Genomic DNA, 16,304 nt, shown 5'->3' with positions numbered 1-16,304 from the left:
GGACGGGAGGCGCGGGGCGCGGCCGCCACGGGCCTCCCGTCCGATGCGGCGCGGGCGCGCACCCCGCGCGTCACCGCCCCAGCAACTCCCGCCGGTGCGCCCGCGCCCACCCGGAGAGGGGCGTCGCCGGGGTGCCGGTGATCCGCTCGACCTCGTGGGTGAGCACGTCGACGCCGTCGAGGCCGCGCCGGGCGACCACGCCGAACTGCTGTCGCAGCCCCTCGGCCTGCCACCGGGGCATGCCGGTCAGCCGGAGCACGCCGCCGAAGACCCGGCTCGGCAGGTGCAGGTAGCGCACGGGGCGGCCGAGTCCGGCGCTGAGCTCTCGGGCGACACCGCGGCCGTCGAGCAGTGCCGGTCCGGTCAGGACGGGTTCGTCGCCGTGGTGGACGCCGCCCTGCAGCACGGTGCTGGCGACACGGGCGATGTCGAGCGTGTCGATCCAGCCGATGACCCCGTCGCCCATCGTCTGCGGGAAGACGCCGCGGCGGATCGCGGGTCCCGAGGGCACCAGGTTCGTCGCGAAGCCGGACGGGTGCAGGATCGTGCGTTCCAGGCCGCTCGCCCGGACGGCCCGGTCGATCCGCCAGATGGCGCTGGCCCAGGGCATCGGCGAGTGTTCCGCCGCGTCGCCGCCGGAGAGCTGGACGACCGCGCGGACCCCGGCGGCCCGGGCGGCGTGGACGGCGGTGATGCCGTGCTCGGCCTGGCGTTCGGTGGCGGCGGTGACGAGGAACAGCTGGTCGACGCCCTGGAGCGCGGTGGTCAGGGCCTCGCCGTCGTCCAGGTCGGCGAGGCGGGCGTCGATGCCGCGGTCGCGGAAGGCCCGGACCTGGTCGGGGCGGCGGACGACGGCGCGGACGTCGGCGCCGGCGGCGTGCAGCAGCTCGATGGTCTTGCCGCCGACGTCGCCGGTCGCGCCGGTGACTGCGATGGTTTCGCTCATGGTTCCTCCTGGTCGTGCGGTCGGCACGCGTGGTCTGCGCACGCGGTCGGCGCATGTGGTCCGTGGTATCAGCTTTCTGATACTGAACGGTACGCCGTACGATCGACCTGTGCACCGGGAGTTCTCAGCGACGCGGGACGACGTCGACGCCATCGCCGCGTGGACCGTGATCCGGGCCGCGCGCGAACTCGCCCGACGCCTGGCGACGGAGCTGGACCCGCTCGACCTGACCCCGGTCGAGTTCGGTGTCCTGGTGCAGCTCGCCGCCGCCGACGGCCTGAGCCAGGCGGACCTCGCCCGGGCCGTGGGCGTCCGACCGCAGAGCATGACGCCGCTCGTCACCGGACTCGGCGAGCGCGGGCTGCTCGACCGGGGGACGGAGCGGGGACGCGGCCGGCTCTCGCGGATCCGGCTGACCCCGGCGGGCCGCGAGCTGCTGGCGCAGGCGTACCCGGTCGTGCGCGCGAGCAACCGGTGGTTCGGCGACGATGCGGACACCAGCGCCCTGGTCACGACGCTCCGCCCCCTGCTCGGCGACGCCAGCGACCCGGTCGATGCCCCGGTACCCTGAACCGGTGACCGACCCGCTGCCCGAGAACCCCACGCACTGGACCCTCACGCTGGTCTGCGACGACCAGCCGGGGATCGTGCACGCCGTGTCCGGAGCCGTGGTCGCGGCCGAGGGCAACATCACCGAGTCGCAGCAGTTCTCGAGCGCCGACACGAACACGTTCTTCATGCGCCTGCAGGTGATGGCGCCGGTCGACCGCCAGACCTTCCAGCAGGCGCTGGCGCCGGTCGTCGAGCGCTACGGCATGCGCGTCCAGCTCGACGTCGTCGGCCGTCCGATGCGCACCCTCGTGCTCGTGTCGAAGGCCGGGCACTGCCTGAACGACCTGCTCTACCGGCAGCGCGGCGGCCAGCTGCCGATCGACGTGCCCCTGGTGCTGGCGAACCACCCGGACCTCGCCGAGCTCGCGTCGTTCTACTCGGTACCGTTCGAGCACCGGCCCGTCACCGACGCCGAGTCGAAGGGCGCCATGGAGCGCCGGATCCTCGAGGCGGTGGACGAGCACGACATCGAACTCGTCGTCCTCGCCCGGTACATGCAGATCCTCTCCCCCGAGCTCTGCGCGGCGCTCGCCGGTCGGGCCGTGAACATCCACCACTCGTTCCTGCCCGGCTTCAAGGGCGCGAACCCGTACCGGCAGGCGCACGCCCGCGGCGTCAAGCTCATCGGCGCCACCGCCCACTTCGTCACGAGCGACCTGGACGAGGGCCCGATCATCGAGCAGAACGTCGTCCGCGTGGACCACACGAAGGAGCCGGCCGAGCTCGTGTCGATCGGGCAGGACGAGGAGTCCCGCACCCTGACCCAGGCCGTGCGCTGGATCGCCGAGGACCGTGTGCTCCTCGACGGTGCCCGCACGATCATCTTCAAGTAGGGCCGGTCATGCGCGACGCACCCCGCAGCCCGATCGACCCCGGTGACGACCACGTCCCGGTGCCGCCCGCGACCGCACCGCGACGGGTGGACGTGTGGAGCGTCGTCCGCGTCGTGGTCTGCGCCTTCGGGCTGCTGTCCCTGGCGTACTGGGGCTACCTGACCTGGCCGTACCCGTTCCCGGCGCTGTTCTTCATCGTCGGCGCCCCGCTGTTCGCCGCGGTGGTCTGGTACTTCTTCCGCTCCCCGCACTCGCCGATCGAGACGGACGTGGTCGGCAAGACCATCGTCGAGGTCGCCCTCGTCGTCGCGGCCGGCGCCACCTGGATCTCGCTCGGTCACCCGGCCGTCGGACTCGTCTTCGTCGTCGTGGCCGCCGCGAGCGGGATCGTCGCAGCCCGACGGGAGACCGCATGAGCGACACGAGCCTCCCGTCCGACGGCGGGCGTCCGTCCGAGGCGGGTCGCCCCTCCGGCCTGGAGGCGCGCACCACCCTGGTCCGCGCCGCCCGCCTGGTCGACGGGGCCGGCCCCGTGACGGACGGGTGGGTGCTCGTCGGAGGGGACACGATCCTCCAGGCCGGCACCGGAGCCGCACCCGGGGCCGACGCGGTCGTCGACCTCGGCGACGCGATCCTGGTGCCCGGGTCCATCGACCTGCACGGACACGGCGGCGCGACCCAGGCGTACGAGGACGACGACTTCAGCGCAGCACTGGCGGCGCACCGGGCACACGGGACCACCCGGTCGGTCGTGAGCCTGGTGGCGAACCCGGTGCCCGAACTCGTCCGTTCGCTCGGCCGGATCCGCGACGTGATGGCGACCGACCCGCTGTTGCTTGGTGCGCACCTCGAGGGGCCGTTCCTGTCGCCGGACAACAAGGGCGCCCACAACGAGGACTTCCTCGTCGCCCCGACACCCGCCGCCGTCGACGCGTTGCTTGCCGCAGGTGCGGGCGTGATCCGCCAGGTGACCATCGCGCCCGAGCTGCCCGGTGCGCTCGACGCCGTCCGCCGGTTCGTCGACGCCGGGGTGACCGTCGCTGTCGGGCACACCGTCGGGACGTACGAGCAGGCGCGCGCGGCGTTCGATGCCGGCGCGACCGTCCTGACGCACGCGTTCAACGCGATGCCGGGGTTGCACCACCGACGCCCCGGGCCGATCGGTGCCGCCGTCGAGGACGAGCGGGTGACCCTCGAACTCATCCTCGACGGCGTGCACGTGCACCCGGCCGCCGCCCGCACGCTGTTCCGCGCAGCCCCCGGTCGGATCGCCCTCATCACCGACGCGATGGGCGCCGCCGGTGCTGCCGACGGCCCCTACCGCCTCGGGTCGCTCGACGTCACCGTGACGGACAGCGTCGCGCACGTCACCGGGACGGACACGATCGCCGGCTCGACACTGACGCAGGACGTCGCGCTGCGGAACGCCGTACGGCTCACCGGGCAGTCGCTGCCCGACGCCGTGGCGGCCCTGACCAGCGTGCCGGCCCGGGCGATCGGACTCGGGGACCGGTTCGGACGGCTCGCGCCGGGGTTCGCGGCGGACCTGGTCGCGCTGTCACCGGCACTCGAGGTGCTCCGGGTGTGGGGCGCCGGGCAGCCGCTCGATCAGTAGTACTCGCCCTGCCGGTAGTCCCAGCTCGTGAACGTGTCGGCGAGCAGTCCCATGATCCGGTCGACGGCCAGGCCCTTCCGGATCAGCGTCGGCGCCGGGGTCACCGAGCGCTGGCCGTCCTGCTGCGGCACGAGCACGCCGGCCGCGTCCACCATCGAGACCATCACGCCCTGCTCGTACCGGGTCTCGGCGGTCGCGTCCGGCTGGATCGAGGCCACGTAGTCGTCGGCCTCGATGACGACGTCGGCGGAGGTCGCGATGCGCTCGCCGATGCCGGCGACGACACCGCGGTTGCCCGTCCCGGACGGGTTGGCGGAGCTGGCGAACGCGAAGCGGCCGTGCTGCGTCCAGAGCTCCCGTGCGGCGAGCTCACCGGGGACACCGAACTTGATCACGAAGCAGGACGTGCCCCGGGTGTCCATCATGAGTTCGTCCGACCCGTCCTCGGGCAGCGCGGCCCGGCCGGCGTCGCTCCACGGCAGGATGCACCCGAGCAGGATGTCCTCGTCCCAGCACCGCTGGTACAGGGCGTCGATCTCCGGGGTGAGCTGGGCGATGGACCGGAGCATCTCGAGCGAGCTCACGAGCACGACGCCCGGCTTGTTGCGGTTGCGCTGCTTCGCGTCGAACTTGCGCTCGAGGCCGGCGCGGTCGGCGGTCATCAGGATGTAGCCAACCTTGGTCGGGACGACCGCCAGGCCGCCCGGACGGAGCAGCGCGTCGACGGCGGTGCGCGGCACGCCCTCGGTCCAGTGCTCGGTGGTCGTGGTGGGGATCGCGGGGGTCACGGGGGTCTCAGCGCTCATCGGGTCCTCGTCGGCTCGTCGTCCTTCGTCAGACGGTCGTCTGACAGCGGGAGCCTAGGGAGCGTTCGGACCCGGCGGAGCACTCCTGTGGGAAGTCTCCGGAGCCTCGGACCCGGCGGTCGGCGACGGCGCGCGGTCGGTCGGTCGCCGAACCGCTAGTGCTCCTGGTTGCGGGCAGCCCGGCGCTGCGCGAGGACGCCCTGGATCGCCCAGACGACGAGGCCGACCAACACGACGACCATCCCGCCGACGAGCCACGCGCCGGCACCGATGTTCGCGTCCCCCGCGGGGCTGTTCGCGTTGCTGACGCCGCCGACGACGACCATCACGACCCCGCACGCGACGAGGATCATCCCGATCAGGGCGGTGGGGCGGCGACGCTGCATGGCACGAACACTAGTGCTCGGCGCAGGACCAGCGCGCGGACCGCACTTCAGCTGCCGGGCTTGCGGCTGACGCACTGTGCGAGTCGCTCGAGGTCGGCGGCGACCGCCTCGAGGTCCCGCGCGAACGCGGCGTCGTCGAGTTCGATCTGCCGGACGGTGAAGACAACCTCGGCACCGTCGGGATGTCCGATGACGCGGACGGCGTTCCGCACCACGGTCCCGGACGGGAGCGTCACGTCGTGGTCGAGGACGCCGAAGTGGTTCCGCTCGACGAACCGGACCGCGACCCACCCCATCGGGGAGTCGACCAGGAGCTCGTCCCCGTCTCGGACGACAGCGCTCTGGGCGAGGCCGGCCGCCCACTCCGGCAGGTTGTCCACGTTCGACGCGTACTCGTAGACGACCTCCGGCGTCACCGGGATGACGTGACTGACGTGGCGGCTCCTCATGGCGGCATGGTCGCACACGGTACCGGGTGCCCCCTACGGATCCTGCGGCCGGTCCCGCGGCGCGGTCGCCCACTCGGTGTCGGGGTCGCCCCGGCCCGGCCCAGCCCGGCCCGGCCCGGAGCGGAGCGTGCCACCCCGGTTGCCGAACGAGCCCGGAAGCCACGACTTCGTCAGCGTCCGGCCGTCGAGCCGCGCACCCTGCACGTGCCGGCGATCCGATCCATCAGAGCCGCACAGAGACACCGCCGTGCCGTGAGCACGTGCCCCGGCGCGACTGACTGGAGCTGTATGTGCCGTCGCCGCACTTCGCGGTCGCGCCGCTCGGCGCGCTCGACGAGACCTCCGGCCGGCAGACGGTGGCGCCGGCGCTGTTGACGTACGTCCCGTTCGTACAGGTCGCGGCGGGAGCCGGCGCCGGGGCAGGAGGCGCGACGTACGTGCCGACGGTCGTCACCTCCCGCAGGCCGTGGCGGAACGCACCAGCATCCCGGCCGCGGCGCTCGGGACAGGGACGCTACCGCCGCGCCGGGGTGCTCGCCGTCATGCCGACGGAGAGCAACAGAAGTGCTCGTGCGGTTGCCGACCCCGGTTCGACCCCGTAGACGACGAGCTGCAGGCCCGGCGCGCCCTGGACGGCGAAGGAGTGCGCATCGAACTCCAACCGTCCGACCTCGTCGTGCAGGAACTGCTTGACGGTGACCGTCTTGCGCTGGACACGCTGCGCCCGCCACCGCTCCTCGAACTCCGGACTCCGCTCGCGCACCGACTCCACCACACGCAGCAGCCGGGGGTCTGCCTCGAACCCCGTCGTCGCAGCCCGGAGGCTCGCAACGGTCGAATCGGCGGTGCGTGCCCAGTCGACGTGGAAGCGCCGGGCCGCCGGCTCGAGGAAGGTCATCCGGACGAGGTTGTCGAGCTCGCCGAAGGTCCAGGAGTTGCGCAAGCGCCGGTGTCACGGAGGTCGCCGCAGCGTGCACCCGTGACGGCGCGGTCAGTCCGGCCAAGGTGAACAGGTGGTCACGCTCGTCCCCCTCGAGCTCCAGCCCGGTCGCGATGCCCTCGAGCACCGCCGCACCCGGGCTCAGCTCGCGTCCCTGCTCGAGACGCGTGTAGTAGTCGACGCTGAGGCCGCCCAGCACGGCCACCTCTTCACGCCGGAGACCCGCGACACGGCGGACGCCGCCGCCGGGCAACCCGAGCCCCTCCGGGGAGAGGCGCCCACGGACGGCGCGGAGGTAGGCGGCGAGGCTGCGGTCGTGATCGGGCGTGGACACACGTCCACGGTAGGCGCAGAGCGCGGGGCCTCCCTGGCCCTCGCGCACCCCGGGACGATGCGGCCTGGGTCCGGGTCCGCACCGGCTCCAGGGTGGTGGACATGAACGAGGACACGACCACCACCACACATCCGTACGTCGGGCTCTGGGTCACACCGGACGGACGGATCCGCCACGAGCTCCGCGCCGACGGGCGCTACGTCGAGGCACGCGGCGACCGCGAAGCGGCGTACGTCGGGCGCTACGAAGTGTCCGGGGACCATGTCGAGTACGTCGACGACACCGGATTCACCGCGGACGGCGGCTTCCGAGACGACGTCCTGCACCACGCCGGCATGGTGCTGCACCGCCGCAAGGTCGTCCTGGTCACCGGGGCCTCGAGTGGGATCGGGCGGGCCACGGCGCTCCGCCTCGCGGCCGCCGGACACCCTGTCGTGTTGGGAGCCCGACGGACCGATCGCCTCGACACCCTCGTGGCCGAGATCGAGGTGGCCGGAGGGCAGGCGCTCGCAGTCCCTCTCGACGTGACCGACGCCGCCTCGGCCCGGCAGTTCGCCGAGGCCGCACTCGCGCGGTTCGGACGGATCGACGTCCTGGTCGCCAACGCCGGCGTCATGCCCCTGTCCCCGCTGGCAGCGGGCTTGGTCGAGGAGTGGGACCGCATGATCGACGTCAACGTGCGCGGTCTCCTGCACAGCATCGCCGCCACCCTGCCCACCATGCTCGCCCAGGGCACCGGTCACGTCGTCACCATCGCGTCCGTCGGCGCGTTCGAGGTCTCGCCGACGGCCGCCGTCTACTGCGGCACGAAGTACGCGGCCCGGGCCATCACGGAGGGGCTCCGCCAGGAGTCCCCCCGCTCTGTCCGTGTGACCACCGTCTCCCCCGGTGTGACGGACTCGGAGCTCGCATCGACGATCACCGACGCATCGGCCGCTGCCGCGATGGTGGCGTACCGGGCCGATTCCGTCCCGGCCGACGCGATCGCCCGTGCGGTCGCCTACGCGGTGGACGAGCGACCCGACGTCGACGTGAACGAGGTCGTCGTGCGTCCGGTGGGACAACGCTGAACCCGGCGCCTACCGGTCCTGCGGCCGGTCCCGCGGCGCGGTCGCCCACGCGGTGTCCGGCGTCGCCCCGACCCGGAGCGACAGCGTGCCACCGCGGTTCACGAAGGACGCGGGCACCCACGACCTGGTCAGCGTCCGCCCGTCGAGCCGCGCACCCTGCACGTACTGGTCGGTGCCGGAGGACCGGATGACGATCCGCTGCCCGGTCGCCCGCCGGATGTCGACCGTGCTGAAGGTCGGGCTCCCGATGAGCATCTCGGCCCGCCCCGGCGTCTGCGGGTACAGCCCGATCGAGGCGAAGACGTACCAGGCGCTCATCGTGCCCAGGTCGTCGTTGCCGGGCAGTCCGCTCGGCCCGGTGCCGTAGGCGTCGTCGACGACACGGCGGACGGTCTCCTGCGTCTTCCACGGCTGTCCGAGCGCGTTGTACATCCACGGCGTGTGGATGTCGGGCTCGTTCGTCGGGTCGAACTTCGTGGCGTCACCACCGGTGACCGCGAAGGCGCCGGACGCGTCGTGGAAGAAGGCGTCCAGGCGTGCCACCGCAGCCGCGTCACCGCCGAGGGCAGCGGACAGGCCGCTGACGTCCTGCGGCACGAGCCAGGTGTACTGGGCGCTGGTCCCCTGCGCGAAGCCGACGCCGGTGGACGGCGCCCACCCGGGCGTCCACGTGCCGTCGGCCTGCCGTGCCGCCTGGTACCCGACGGCCGGGTTGAAGGTGTTCTTCCAGTAGGTACCGCGGGCGGCGAACATCCGGGCGTCGGACCGCAGTCCGAGCGAGGACGCCCACGAGCCGAGGGCGCTGTCGGAGATCGAGTCCTCGAGCGTCTCCGCGGCGCCGCCCCAGCAGTGGCAGTCGTCGTTCGCCGCGTACTGCCGCTGCAGGTACTGGTCGAGTCCGGGCCGCTGCGCGAGGCACTGCCCCGGGCACCCGATGTCGCTGAGGGCGTCGGCGTTCTGCACGGTCGCCTGGTGCCGCAGCGACTGGTACGCGGCACGGACGTCGAAGTTCCGGACACCCATGGCGTACCAGGTGGCGAGCGTCGCCGCGGAGGGGTCACCGGTCATCACGTGGGTCGGCGCTCCGAGGTGCAGCCACCGGTCCCAGACGCCGCCGTTCTGCTGGGCGGACCGCAGCATCGACTGGGCCATGTCCCCGGCGACGTCCGGCCGCAGCAGGGCGAGCAGCTGGATCTGGGCCCGGTACTGGTCCCAGCCGGAGTAGGTGCCGTAGACGGCCCGGTGGCCGCGGTCGATGCGGTGCACCCGCAGGTCCGGCCCGAGGTACCGGCCGTCGCGGTCGTTCAGCGTGTTCGGCTGCATGAGCGCGTGGTAGACGGACGTGTAGAGCTGCGTGGTCCGGTCCGTGGTGCCGCCTCCGACCCGGATGCGCGACAGTTCGCGGTTCCAGGAGGCCCGGGTCGCCGCCGCCACGCTGCTGACGCTCGCGTGCTTCCGCACCTCGGCGTCGCGGTTCGCGACCGCGCCCGCTGCGCTGACGTACGAGATGCCGATCCGGGCGTGCACGGTGGCACCGTGACGCGCGTCGAAGCCCACCCATGCGCCGGAGCCGCGTCCGGCACGGTCGGCGCCGGTGAGGTACCCCTCCCCACCGGAGGCGCGCGTGCCTCCCGGCTGGACGGTCCCGTCCTTCCACGTGCCGGTCGTCGTGAAGTCGCGGTCGAAGGTGGCCGTGAAGTACAGGCGGTAGTAGCTGCGGCGGTCGGGGTTGGTGGCGCCGCCGCCGTTCGCGCGGCGGCTGCAGAAGCCGCCGGTCAGGACGCTGCCGCTCACCGTGCGGGTGCGGGCGTCGACGCGGGTGTCGGCGGCCTCGCTGCCGTTGATCGAGTTCGAGGTGCGGAACAGCAGGTTCGCGGCCTGCCCGGCCGGGAAGGCGAACTCGCCGATGCCGGCGCGGGTCGTGACCGCCAGGTCGGTGCGGACGCCGTTGTCGAGCTGGACGGAGTAGCGGCCGGGGCTCGCGGACTCCTGGTCGTGCGAGTAGCCGGCGGCGTAGACCGCGTCGGTGGTGTCGGCGGACGGCGAGGTGGTCACGGCCGTGGTGACCGGCATGATCGGGACGTCGCCCGCGGCTCCCGGCGCGCAGCCGGCGCCGTTGAGGTGGGTGAGGCTGAAGCCGCGCAGGCGGTCGACGTCGTACGAGTAGCCGTTGGCGACCGGGGTCGAGGTCTGGTCGCCCGTCGTGCCGGTCGGGCTCCACTGCATCATCCCGAAGGGCGCGGTCGCGCCGGGCCAGGTGTTGCCGTCGTGGCTGGTGCCGATGAACGGGTCGACGGCGGCGGCGGGGTCGGCGACCGGCCGGGAGGCCGTGGTCGCCTCGGTCGCAGGGGCTGCGGACGCGGGGGCCGCGACCAGCCCGGTGCCGAGCAGCGCGGCGATCGTGGCCGCTGCGGCGAGCGGGACCGGCCACTGGGCGGGCCGGGAGGCGGACGAGCGGAGCGGGCGACGGTGCACGCGGGAGCGGTTCACGAGGGCGACGGTAGCCCCCTCGCACGGGGGACGCACGCGGTGTCACGGAGCGGTCCGGTGGTGTTCACGTGGTGGTCGCCCGCACGCCTGGCCAGCGCGGCGAGTCGGGTGTGCCGCTGCCCCTGGTCGGCGGCCGTCCGGACTGCGAGGATGACCCGCATGAGCGTCATGGTCTCGCTGTTCGATGCCCGCCGGACCCGCACGAGCGAGAAGTACACCGTGTACGACGCGGACGTGCTGCCGATGTTCGTCGCGGAGATGGACTGCGCCCTCGCCGAACCCGTGCGGGACGCCCTGCTCCGCGCGGTCACCGACGGGGACACCGGCTACGTCGGACACGGCCGAGCGCTGCCCGAAGCCTTCGCCGACTTCGCCGCCGACCGGTGGGACTGGGCGGTCGACCCGGACCTGGTGCGGACCACGACGGACGTCTCGGTCGCGGCGGTCGAGACGCTCCGCCGGGTGATCGAGCCCGGCGACCAGGTCGTCGTCATGCCGCCCGTGTACGCGCCGTTCTGGGACTACGTGACCGAGGCGGGCGGGTCCGTGACCGAGGTGCCGCTCCTGGCCCCCGCGGGCACCGCCGACCCGTACGACACGACGGCCGGGTGGCGGATGGACCTGGACGGCGTCCGGCAGGCCTTCGCCGAGGGTGCCCGCACGGTGCTGCTCTGCAACCCGCACAACCCCCTCGGCCTGGTGCACGACCGGGAGTCGCTGGTGGCACTCGCCCGGCTCGCAGCGGAGTGGGACGCGGTCGTGGTGTCGGACGAGATCCACGCGCCGCTCGTGCACGCCGACGCGACCTTCACGCCGTTCCTCGACTGCTGCCCGGAGGCCGCCGCACTCGGGGTCGCCCTGACGAGTGCGAGCAAGGCGTGGAACACGGCCGGGACGAAGTGCGCCCTGATGGTCGGTGCCTCGGACCGGGCTCGGGCGTGGTTCGACGGGATGCCGACCGAGGTCGTCGAACGCACCGGGATCCTCGGGTACACCGCGAGCGTGGCCGCGTTCTCCGAGGGTGGTCCCTGGCTGGCGTCGCTGCTCGCGGAACTCGCGGCGAACCGGCGGATCCTGGCCGAGGAGCTCGGGGCGGCGTTGCCGGGGGCGGGGTACCGGCAGCCGCAGGCGTCGTACCTGGCGTGGCTCGACCTCCGTGCCCTGCCGTGGGGTGACGACCCGGCGCTCCGGCTGGTCGACGAGGCGAGGGTGGCGCTGTCGAACGGGCGGGACTTCGGGCGGCAGGGCATCGGGCACGCCCGGCTCAACTTCGGCTGCTCCGAGGACACCCTCCGCGAGGGCTTGTCCCGTCTGGCCGCCGCCGTCTGACCCCGCGAAACGCAACGTCGACGGCTGCACGCAACGGAGTACCGCTGCGAGGAACCGCCGACGTTGCGTTTTGCGAAGGGGCTACTCGAAGCGCTGCCAGGTCGGCTTGTTCGCGTACGTGTAGCGGTAGTAGTCGGCGAGACGGAGGCCCGCAGCAGCCTCCTCGTCGATGACGACGGTGGCGTGCTCGTGCAGCTGCAGCGCGGAGCCCGGGACGAAGGACGACAGCGGCCCCTCGACCGCGGCGGCGACCGCGTCCGCCTTCGCCGAGCCCTGGGCGACGAGGACGAGCTCGCGGGCCTCGAGGATCGTGCCGAGCCCCTGCGTCATGCAGTGCGTCGGCACCTGGTCGGGCGAGTCGAAGAAGCGGGCGTTGGCCTCTCGCGTGGACGGCGCCAGGGTCTTGATGCGGGTGCGGGACGCGAACGAGGACGTCGGCTCGTTGAACCCGATGTGCCCGTTCGCCCCGATGCCGAGGATCTGCACGTCGACCCCGCCGGCAGCGCGGATCGCGGCGTCGTACTCCTTCGCGGCGAACGCCAGGTCCCCGGCGCGCCCGTCCGGCACGCGGACCCGGCTGGGGTCGAAGCCGAGCGGCCCGACGACGTCGCGGGCGATGACGCTGGCGTACGACTCCGGGTGCTCGAGCGGGATGCCGACGTACTCGTCGAGCGCGAACCCGCGAGCCTGCGCGAACGACAGCTCGCCGGCCTCGACGCGACGACGCAGGTCGGCGTAGATGCCCTCGGGGCTCGACCCCGTGGCGAGTCCGACGACCGCGGTGGGCTTCGTGGTGACGACCGACGCGATCTTGGCCGCGGCGACGCGACCGACCTCCGCCGGAGTGGGCAGGATGATGATCTCCACGCCACCAGCCTACTGGTCATGACCAGTCGACGACAGGGCCCCGGCCCCCGGGCGAGCCCGGTAGCGTGGCGGCATGCCCACCCCCGACTTCGTCCTGTCCCTGCGCGAGAAGGTCGGGAACGACCTGCTCTGGCTCACCGGCGTCACCGCGGTCGTCACCCGCGGCGAGGGCGACGACCGCGAGCTCCTCGTGGTCCGCCGTGCCGACAACGGCGCGCTGACCCCGGTCACCGGCATCGTCGACCCGGGCGAGGAACCCGCCGTCGCCGCCGAGCGCGAGGTGCTCGAGGAAGCCGACGTCGTCGCCGTCGCCGAACGCCTGGCGTGGGTGCAGACGCTCGAACCGATGACCTACCCGAACGGCGACCGCGCGCAGTACATGGACCTCGTCTTCGCCTGCCGCTGGGTCTCCGGGGACCCGTACCCGGCCGACGGCGAGAACACCGAGGCGTTCTGGGCGCCGGTCACGAGCCTCCCGGACATGCCGGAGAACATGCGCCGACGGGTCGACGCGGCCCTGGCGGGCGAGGTCGCGGCGCGCTTCGAGCGCTGACCGGACGGGAGGCCCGTCACACCCCCGCCCCGCCCCCTGCGGCCAGGAGACGGGACGGTCCGGAGACGGGACGGTCCGGAGACGGGACGGGACGGTCAGGCGACGTCGCGGTTCGGGTCAGGAGACGGGCGCGACGGCCACCGGGGCGCCGAGCAGCCGGACCGCCACGGGGTCGCCGGACGCCCGCCGGTCGCCGACCTCGTGCTGGACCGTGACGATGGTGTCGTCGTCGAGCCGGACGGTGGTGCGCCGGATCGACCCGAGGAAGCTCGAGGAGACGACGGTCCCGGTGACACCCTCGGGGGCGAACGCGATGTCCTCCGGTCGGACGTAGGCGAGCACGGGGCCGTCCGCCACGCTCGGGTCGATAGCGGGCACCCGGAACCCGTACACGAACACGTCGCCGCCGCGCAGGTCGCCGCCGAGTCGGTTCGACTGCCCGACGAAGTCCGCCGTGAACGCCGACGACGGCGAGCGGTAGAGCTCCTCGGGCGTGCCGATCTGCTCGATGTCGCCCGCGTTCATGACCGCGATCCGGTCGGAGACGGCGAGCGCCTCCTCCTGGTCGTGCGTGACGAAGACCGTCGTGATGCCCAGGTCGGTCTGGATGCGGCGGATCTCCTCACGCAGCGAGACCCGGACCTTCGCGTCGAGGGCGGAGAGCGGCTCGTCGAGGAGCAGCACGCGGGGGCGGGTGACGAGGGCACGGGCCAGGGCGACGCGCTGCTGCTGGCCGCCGGAGAGCTGGTGCGGGAACCGGTCCGCGAAGTCGCCGAGGTGCACCATGTCGAGCGCGTCGACGACCCGGGCCTTCCGCTCGGCCGACGGCACCTTGCGCATCTCGAGGCCGAACGCCACGTTCTGCCGCACGGTCATGTGCGGGAACAGCGAGTACTGCTGGAAGACCATCCCCATGTCGCGCTTGTTCGCGGGGGTGTTCGCCACGTCCTCGCCGTCGATGCGGATGGCGCCGGCGTCGATCGCCTCGAGCCCGGCGAGCGCCCGGAGTGCGGTGGTCTTGCCGCAGCCGGAGGGGCCGAGGAGCGACACGAACTCGCCCGGCTCGACGCGCAGGGAGAGTCCGGCGAGCGCGCGGTGGGTGCCGTAGCGCTTCTCGACGGCGTCGAGCTCGACGACGGCGCCGGTGCCGGACAGGGACGCGGGGGCGACGGGTGCGGTGGTGGTCATGCGGGGTCCTTGGGGTGGGGACGACGGACGCGCGTGCGGCGCTGCCCGATCCGGCCGATGGCGATGAGCAGGAGGAATCCGAACAGCAGTGCGCCGAGCGAGAAGATCGCTGCGACGTACGGGTCGGTGCCCTGCACGAGCAGCAGCGCGGTCTGGAAGGTGGTGCGGGAGAGGAACGACGCCAGGGTGTACTCGCCCAGGACGACCGTGATCGTGAGGAAGCAGGCGGCGAGGATCCCCCGGCGCAGGTTCGGCAGGAGCACGCGCCAGGTCACCGTCCACCACGAGGCGCCGAGGGAGCGGGCGGCCTCGGTCAGGGTGACGAGGTCCATCGCGGTGATCGCGGCGGAGATCGGACGGAAGGCGAACGGCAGCGCGATGATGCCGATGGCGAAGGACAGCGTCCACGCACCGGACCCGAACACCTGGGCGACGACCTGGTAGACGGGCACGAACCCGACGACGAGCACGACGACCGGCACCGTGATCGGCACCAGGCAGACGAACTCCAGGATGCGTCGGAGCCGCGGGTGGTGCAGTGCGGTGATGACCTGTGCGGGCAGCAGCACGAGCAGGACGATCGCGACCGCGATGACCGCGATGACCAGTGAGGCGCCGAGACCGTCGAACACCGGCTGGTAGGTGCTCGCGTTCGCCGGGTCGGCCAGGGCCGTGTAGTGCGCCGTCGTCAGGCTGCCGTCGGTGCCCTGACGGAACGTGAACTGCGCCAGTGCGATCAGCGGCACGGCGAAGAGGAGTCCGACGACGACCAGGACGATCGCGGCGGTGACCCGTGACGGGGCCGTGCCGAACTGCGGGACGCGGGACGGGCCTCCCGTCCGAGCGGAACGGACCGGACGGGCCGGACGGACCGGGCCCGCCGGACGGGCCGGCGCTCCCGCGCTCATCGCTGCCACCGGGCCGCGCGACGCTGCAGCAGCGAGTACGCCGTCATCACGACCGCCATCACGACGACCATGCCGAGCGCCAGGACGCCCGCGACGTTCTGCAGGCCGATGATCGTCTCGCTGGTGAGCTGCGCGCGGATCGTCAGCGGGACGATCCCGCCCTGCGAGATGAGCGCAGCGGCGGTCGCGAAGGACGAGAACCCGTTCGCGAACAGCAGCAGCAGCGATCCCCAGAACGCCGGCGCGAGCACCGGCAGGGCCACGCGACGCCAGTAGGTGAGGCGCGAGGCCCCGAGCGTGGCGGCGGCCTCGCCCCACTGGGTCTTGACGCCCTCGAGTGCGGGCATGAACGTCAGGACCATCAGCGGCACCTGGAAGTAGACGTAGGGGATCACCAGGCCGGGCACCGTGTACAGGAAGGCGCCGTCCGCGTTGAGGTCCCAGTGGAACGTGGACACGAGCCACGCCGTGACGAGTCCCTGCGTGCCGATCGTGGCGATGAACGCGAACGCGAGCATCACACCGCCGAACTGGGCCAGCACGCTGGCGGCGGAGTCGATCATCGACCGGACGATGCCGTCCGGCCGGAGTGCGGCGAGCGCCCAGCACACGAGCGCACCGACGACGGCGCCGATCACCGCGGAGGCCGCGGACAGCCCGAACGAGCCGCCGAAGGCCCGCAGCACACTGGGGTCGCCCAGCGCGGCGAGGTTCGCGAGCGTCGGGTGGCCCGACGCGTCGAAGAACCCGGACCCGACCGCGATGACCGCCGGGACGGCGAGGAAGAGCAGCACGTACGCCGCGAACGGGGTGAGGCCGAGCCACGCGACGCCGCCGCGGCGCCGGACACGGGGTCCGGCACCGCGGCGGGCGGTGGCATCGGCGGGCGCGCCCGTGCGGGTCGCGGTCGCCTGCTCGCTCGTGACGAGCGTGGCGGCCGGGACCCCGGCGGCGCCGGGAGCCGATGCGGTGGTCATG

At 73.1% G+C, this 16,304-nt stretch carries 18 protein-coding genes and 1 pseudogene; 7 read left to right on the top strand and 12 right to left on the bottom strand.

The features are described from left to right. Nucleotides 1–70: 70 nt before the first annotated feature. Nucleotides 71–946, bottom strand: coding sequence for an NmrA family NAD(P)-binding protein (locus JOD51_RS02085; protein ID WP_204606826.1), 876 nt, complete (start codon nucleotides 944–946; stop codon nucleotides 71–73). A gap of 109 nt (nucleotides 947–1,055) precedes the next feature. Between JOD51_RS02085 and JOD51_RS02080 the strand changes: the two genes are divergently transcribed. From JOD51_RS02080 to nagA, 4 genes are read left to right on the top strand one after another with little or no spacing between them, the layout of a single operon-like run. Continuing rightward, nucleotides 1,056–1,517, top strand: a complete 462-nt coding sequence (locus tag JOD51_RS02080; RefSeq protein WP_204606825.1) for a MarR family winged helix-turn-helix transcriptional regulator — start codon at nucleotides 1,056–1,058, stop codon at nucleotides 1,515–1,517. Then, entirely contained in the window at nucleotides 1,501–2,391 is an 891-nt protein-coding gene (gene purU / locus JOD51_RS02075; RefSeq protein ID WP_204606824.1) for a formyltetrahydrofolate deformylase, read from the top strand. Before JOD51_RS02080 ends, purU begins: the two co-directional genes overlap by 17 nt. A gap of 8 nt (nucleotides 2,392–2,399) precedes the next feature. Next, nucleotides 2,400–2,807, top strand: coding sequence for a YrdB family protein (locus JOD51_RS02070; RefSeq protein WP_204606823.1), 408 nt, complete (start codon nucleotides 2,400–2,402; stop codon nucleotides 2,805–2,807). Then, complete coding sequence (gene nagA / locus JOD51_RS02065) at nucleotides 2,804–4,006, top strand: N-acetylglucosamine-6-phosphate deacetylase (RefSeq protein WP_204606822.1); 1,203 nt, start codon at nucleotides 2,804–2,806, stop codon at nucleotides 4,004–4,006. Before JOD51_RS02070 ends, nagA begins: the two co-directional genes overlap by 4 nt. Here nagA and JOD51_RS02060 read toward each other — a convergent pair. From JOD51_RS02060 to JOD51_RS17475, 6 genes and pseudogenes are all read right to left on the bottom strand, one after another. Continuing rightward, nucleotides 4,000–4,812 carry an L-threonylcarbamoyladenylate synthase gene (locus JOD51_RS02060; RefSeq protein WP_204606821.1) on the bottom strand — a complete coding sequence of 271 codons (813 nt, stop codon included), beginning with the start codon at nucleotides 4,810–4,812 and terminating at the stop codon, nucleotides 4,000–4,002. The two genes, nagA and JOD51_RS02060, sit on opposite strands and share 7 nt — an antisense overlap. A gap of 155 nt (nucleotides 4,813–4,967) precedes the next feature. Further along, nucleotides 4,968–5,198 (bottom strand): hypothetical protein, encoded by a 231-nt coding sequence (locus JOD51_RS02055; RefSeq protein WP_204606820.1) that lies wholly within the window; start codon nucleotides 5,196–5,198, stop codon nucleotides 4,968–4,970. Between the two features lie 47 nt (nucleotides 5,199–5,245). Next, on the bottom strand, nucleotides 5,246–5,647 hold the full coding sequence (locus JOD51_RS02050; protein ID WP_204606819.1) for an SRPBCC family protein: 402 nt from the start codon (nucleotides 5,645–5,647) through the stop codon (nucleotides 5,246–5,248). Between the two features lie 223 nt (nucleotides 5,648–5,870). Further along, nucleotides 5,871–6,101, bottom strand: a complete 231-nt coding sequence (locus tag JOD51_RS02045) for a DUF3761 domain-containing protein (protein ID WP_204606818.1) — start codon at nucleotides 6,099–6,101, stop codon at nucleotides 5,871–5,873. Between the two features lie 60 nt (nucleotides 6,102–6,161). Beyond that, nucleotides 6,162–6,590, bottom strand: a complete 429-nt coding sequence (locus JOD51_RS16835) for an MmyB family transcriptional regulator (RefSeq protein ID WP_239539747.1) — start codon at nucleotides 6,588–6,590, stop codon at nucleotides 6,162–6,164. Nucleotides 6,591–6,669: 79 nt separating this feature from the next. Next, a pseudogene (locus JOD51_RS17475) lies at nucleotides 6,670–6,921 on the bottom strand (helix-turn-helix domain-containing protein); the annotation flags it as partial. Between the two features lie 101 nt (nucleotides 6,922–7,022). On the opposite strand from JOD51_RS17475, the gene JOD51_RS02035 reads away from it, so the two are divergent. Next, nucleotides 7,023–7,991, top strand: a complete 969-nt coding sequence (locus tag JOD51_RS02035) for an SDR family NAD(P)-dependent oxidoreductase (protein WP_204606817.1) — start codon at nucleotides 7,023–7,025, stop codon at nucleotides 7,989–7,991. A 9-nt stretch (nucleotides 7,992–8,000) separates the two neighbouring features. Here the strand turns inward: JOD51_RS02035 and JOD51_RS02030 are convergent, their stop codons facing one another. Beyond that, complete coding sequence (locus JOD51_RS02030; protein WP_259559383.1) at nucleotides 8,001–10,481, bottom strand: GH92 family glycosyl hydrolase; 2,481 nt, start codon at nucleotides 10,479–10,481, stop codon at nucleotides 8,001–8,003. A 159-nt stretch (nucleotides 10,482–10,640) separates the two neighbouring features. Between JOD51_RS02030 and JOD51_RS02025 the strand changes: the two genes are divergently transcribed. Beyond that, nucleotides 10,641–11,810, top strand: a complete 1,170-nt coding sequence (locus tag JOD51_RS02025) for a MalY/PatB family protein (RefSeq protein WP_204606816.1) — start codon at nucleotides 10,641–10,643, stop codon at nucleotides 11,808–11,810. Between the two features lie 81 nt (nucleotides 11,811–11,891). On the opposite strand, the gene nagB is transcribed toward JOD51_RS02025, so the two are convergent. Further along, the gene (nagB, locus tag JOD51_RS02020) at nucleotides 11,892–12,677 is read right to left on the bottom strand and encodes a glucosamine-6-phosphate deaminase (RefSeq protein WP_204606815.1); all 786 of its coding nucleotides are present in this window, start codon (nucleotides 12,675–12,677) and stop codon (nucleotides 11,892–11,894) included. Nucleotides 12,678–12,750: 73 nt separating this feature from the next. Here nagB and JOD51_RS02015 point away from each other — a divergent pair, with 73 nt between their 5' ends. Further along, nucleotides 12,751–13,230, top strand: coding sequence for an NUDIX hydrolase (locus JOD51_RS02015; protein ID WP_204606814.1), 480 nt, complete (start codon nucleotides 12,751–12,753; stop codon nucleotides 13,228–13,230). 117 nt (nucleotides 13,231–13,347) lie between these two features. Here JOD51_RS02015 and JOD51_RS02010 read toward each other — a convergent pair whose 3' ends face one another. From JOD51_RS02010 to JOD51_RS02000, 3 genes are read right to left on the bottom strand one after another with little or no spacing between them, the layout of a single operon-like run. Then, nucleotides 13,348–14,418, bottom strand: coding sequence for an ABC transporter ATP-binding protein (locus tag JOD51_RS02010; protein ID WP_204606813.1), 1,071 nt, complete (start codon nucleotides 14,416–14,418; stop codon nucleotides 13,348–13,350). Further along, nucleotides 14,415–15,326 (bottom strand): ABC transporter permease subunit, encoded by a 912-nt coding sequence (locus JOD51_RS02005; protein ID WP_204606812.1) that lies wholly within the window; start codon nucleotides 15,324–15,326, stop codon nucleotides 14,415–14,417. The genes JOD51_RS02010 and JOD51_RS02005 overlap by 4 nt, the downstream gene beginning before the upstream one ends. Further along, complete coding sequence (locus JOD51_RS02000) at nucleotides 15,323–16,303, bottom strand: ABC transporter permease (RefSeq protein WP_204606811.1); 981 nt, start codon at nucleotides 16,301–16,303, stop codon at nucleotides 15,323–15,325. Before JOD51_RS02000 ends, JOD51_RS02005 begins: the two co-directional genes overlap by 4 nt. Nucleotide 16,304 lies beyond the last annotated feature (1 nt).

The sequence above is a fragment of the Curtobacterium herbarum genome, assembly GCF_016907335.1.
GTDB classification, from domain to species: Bacteria; Actinomycetota; Actinomycetes; order Actinomycetales; family Microbacteriaceae; genus Curtobacterium; species Curtobacterium herbarum.
The sequence above is the reverse complement of the archived record's forward strand: the minus strand, read 5'-3'. Positions and strand labels throughout refer to the sequence as shown.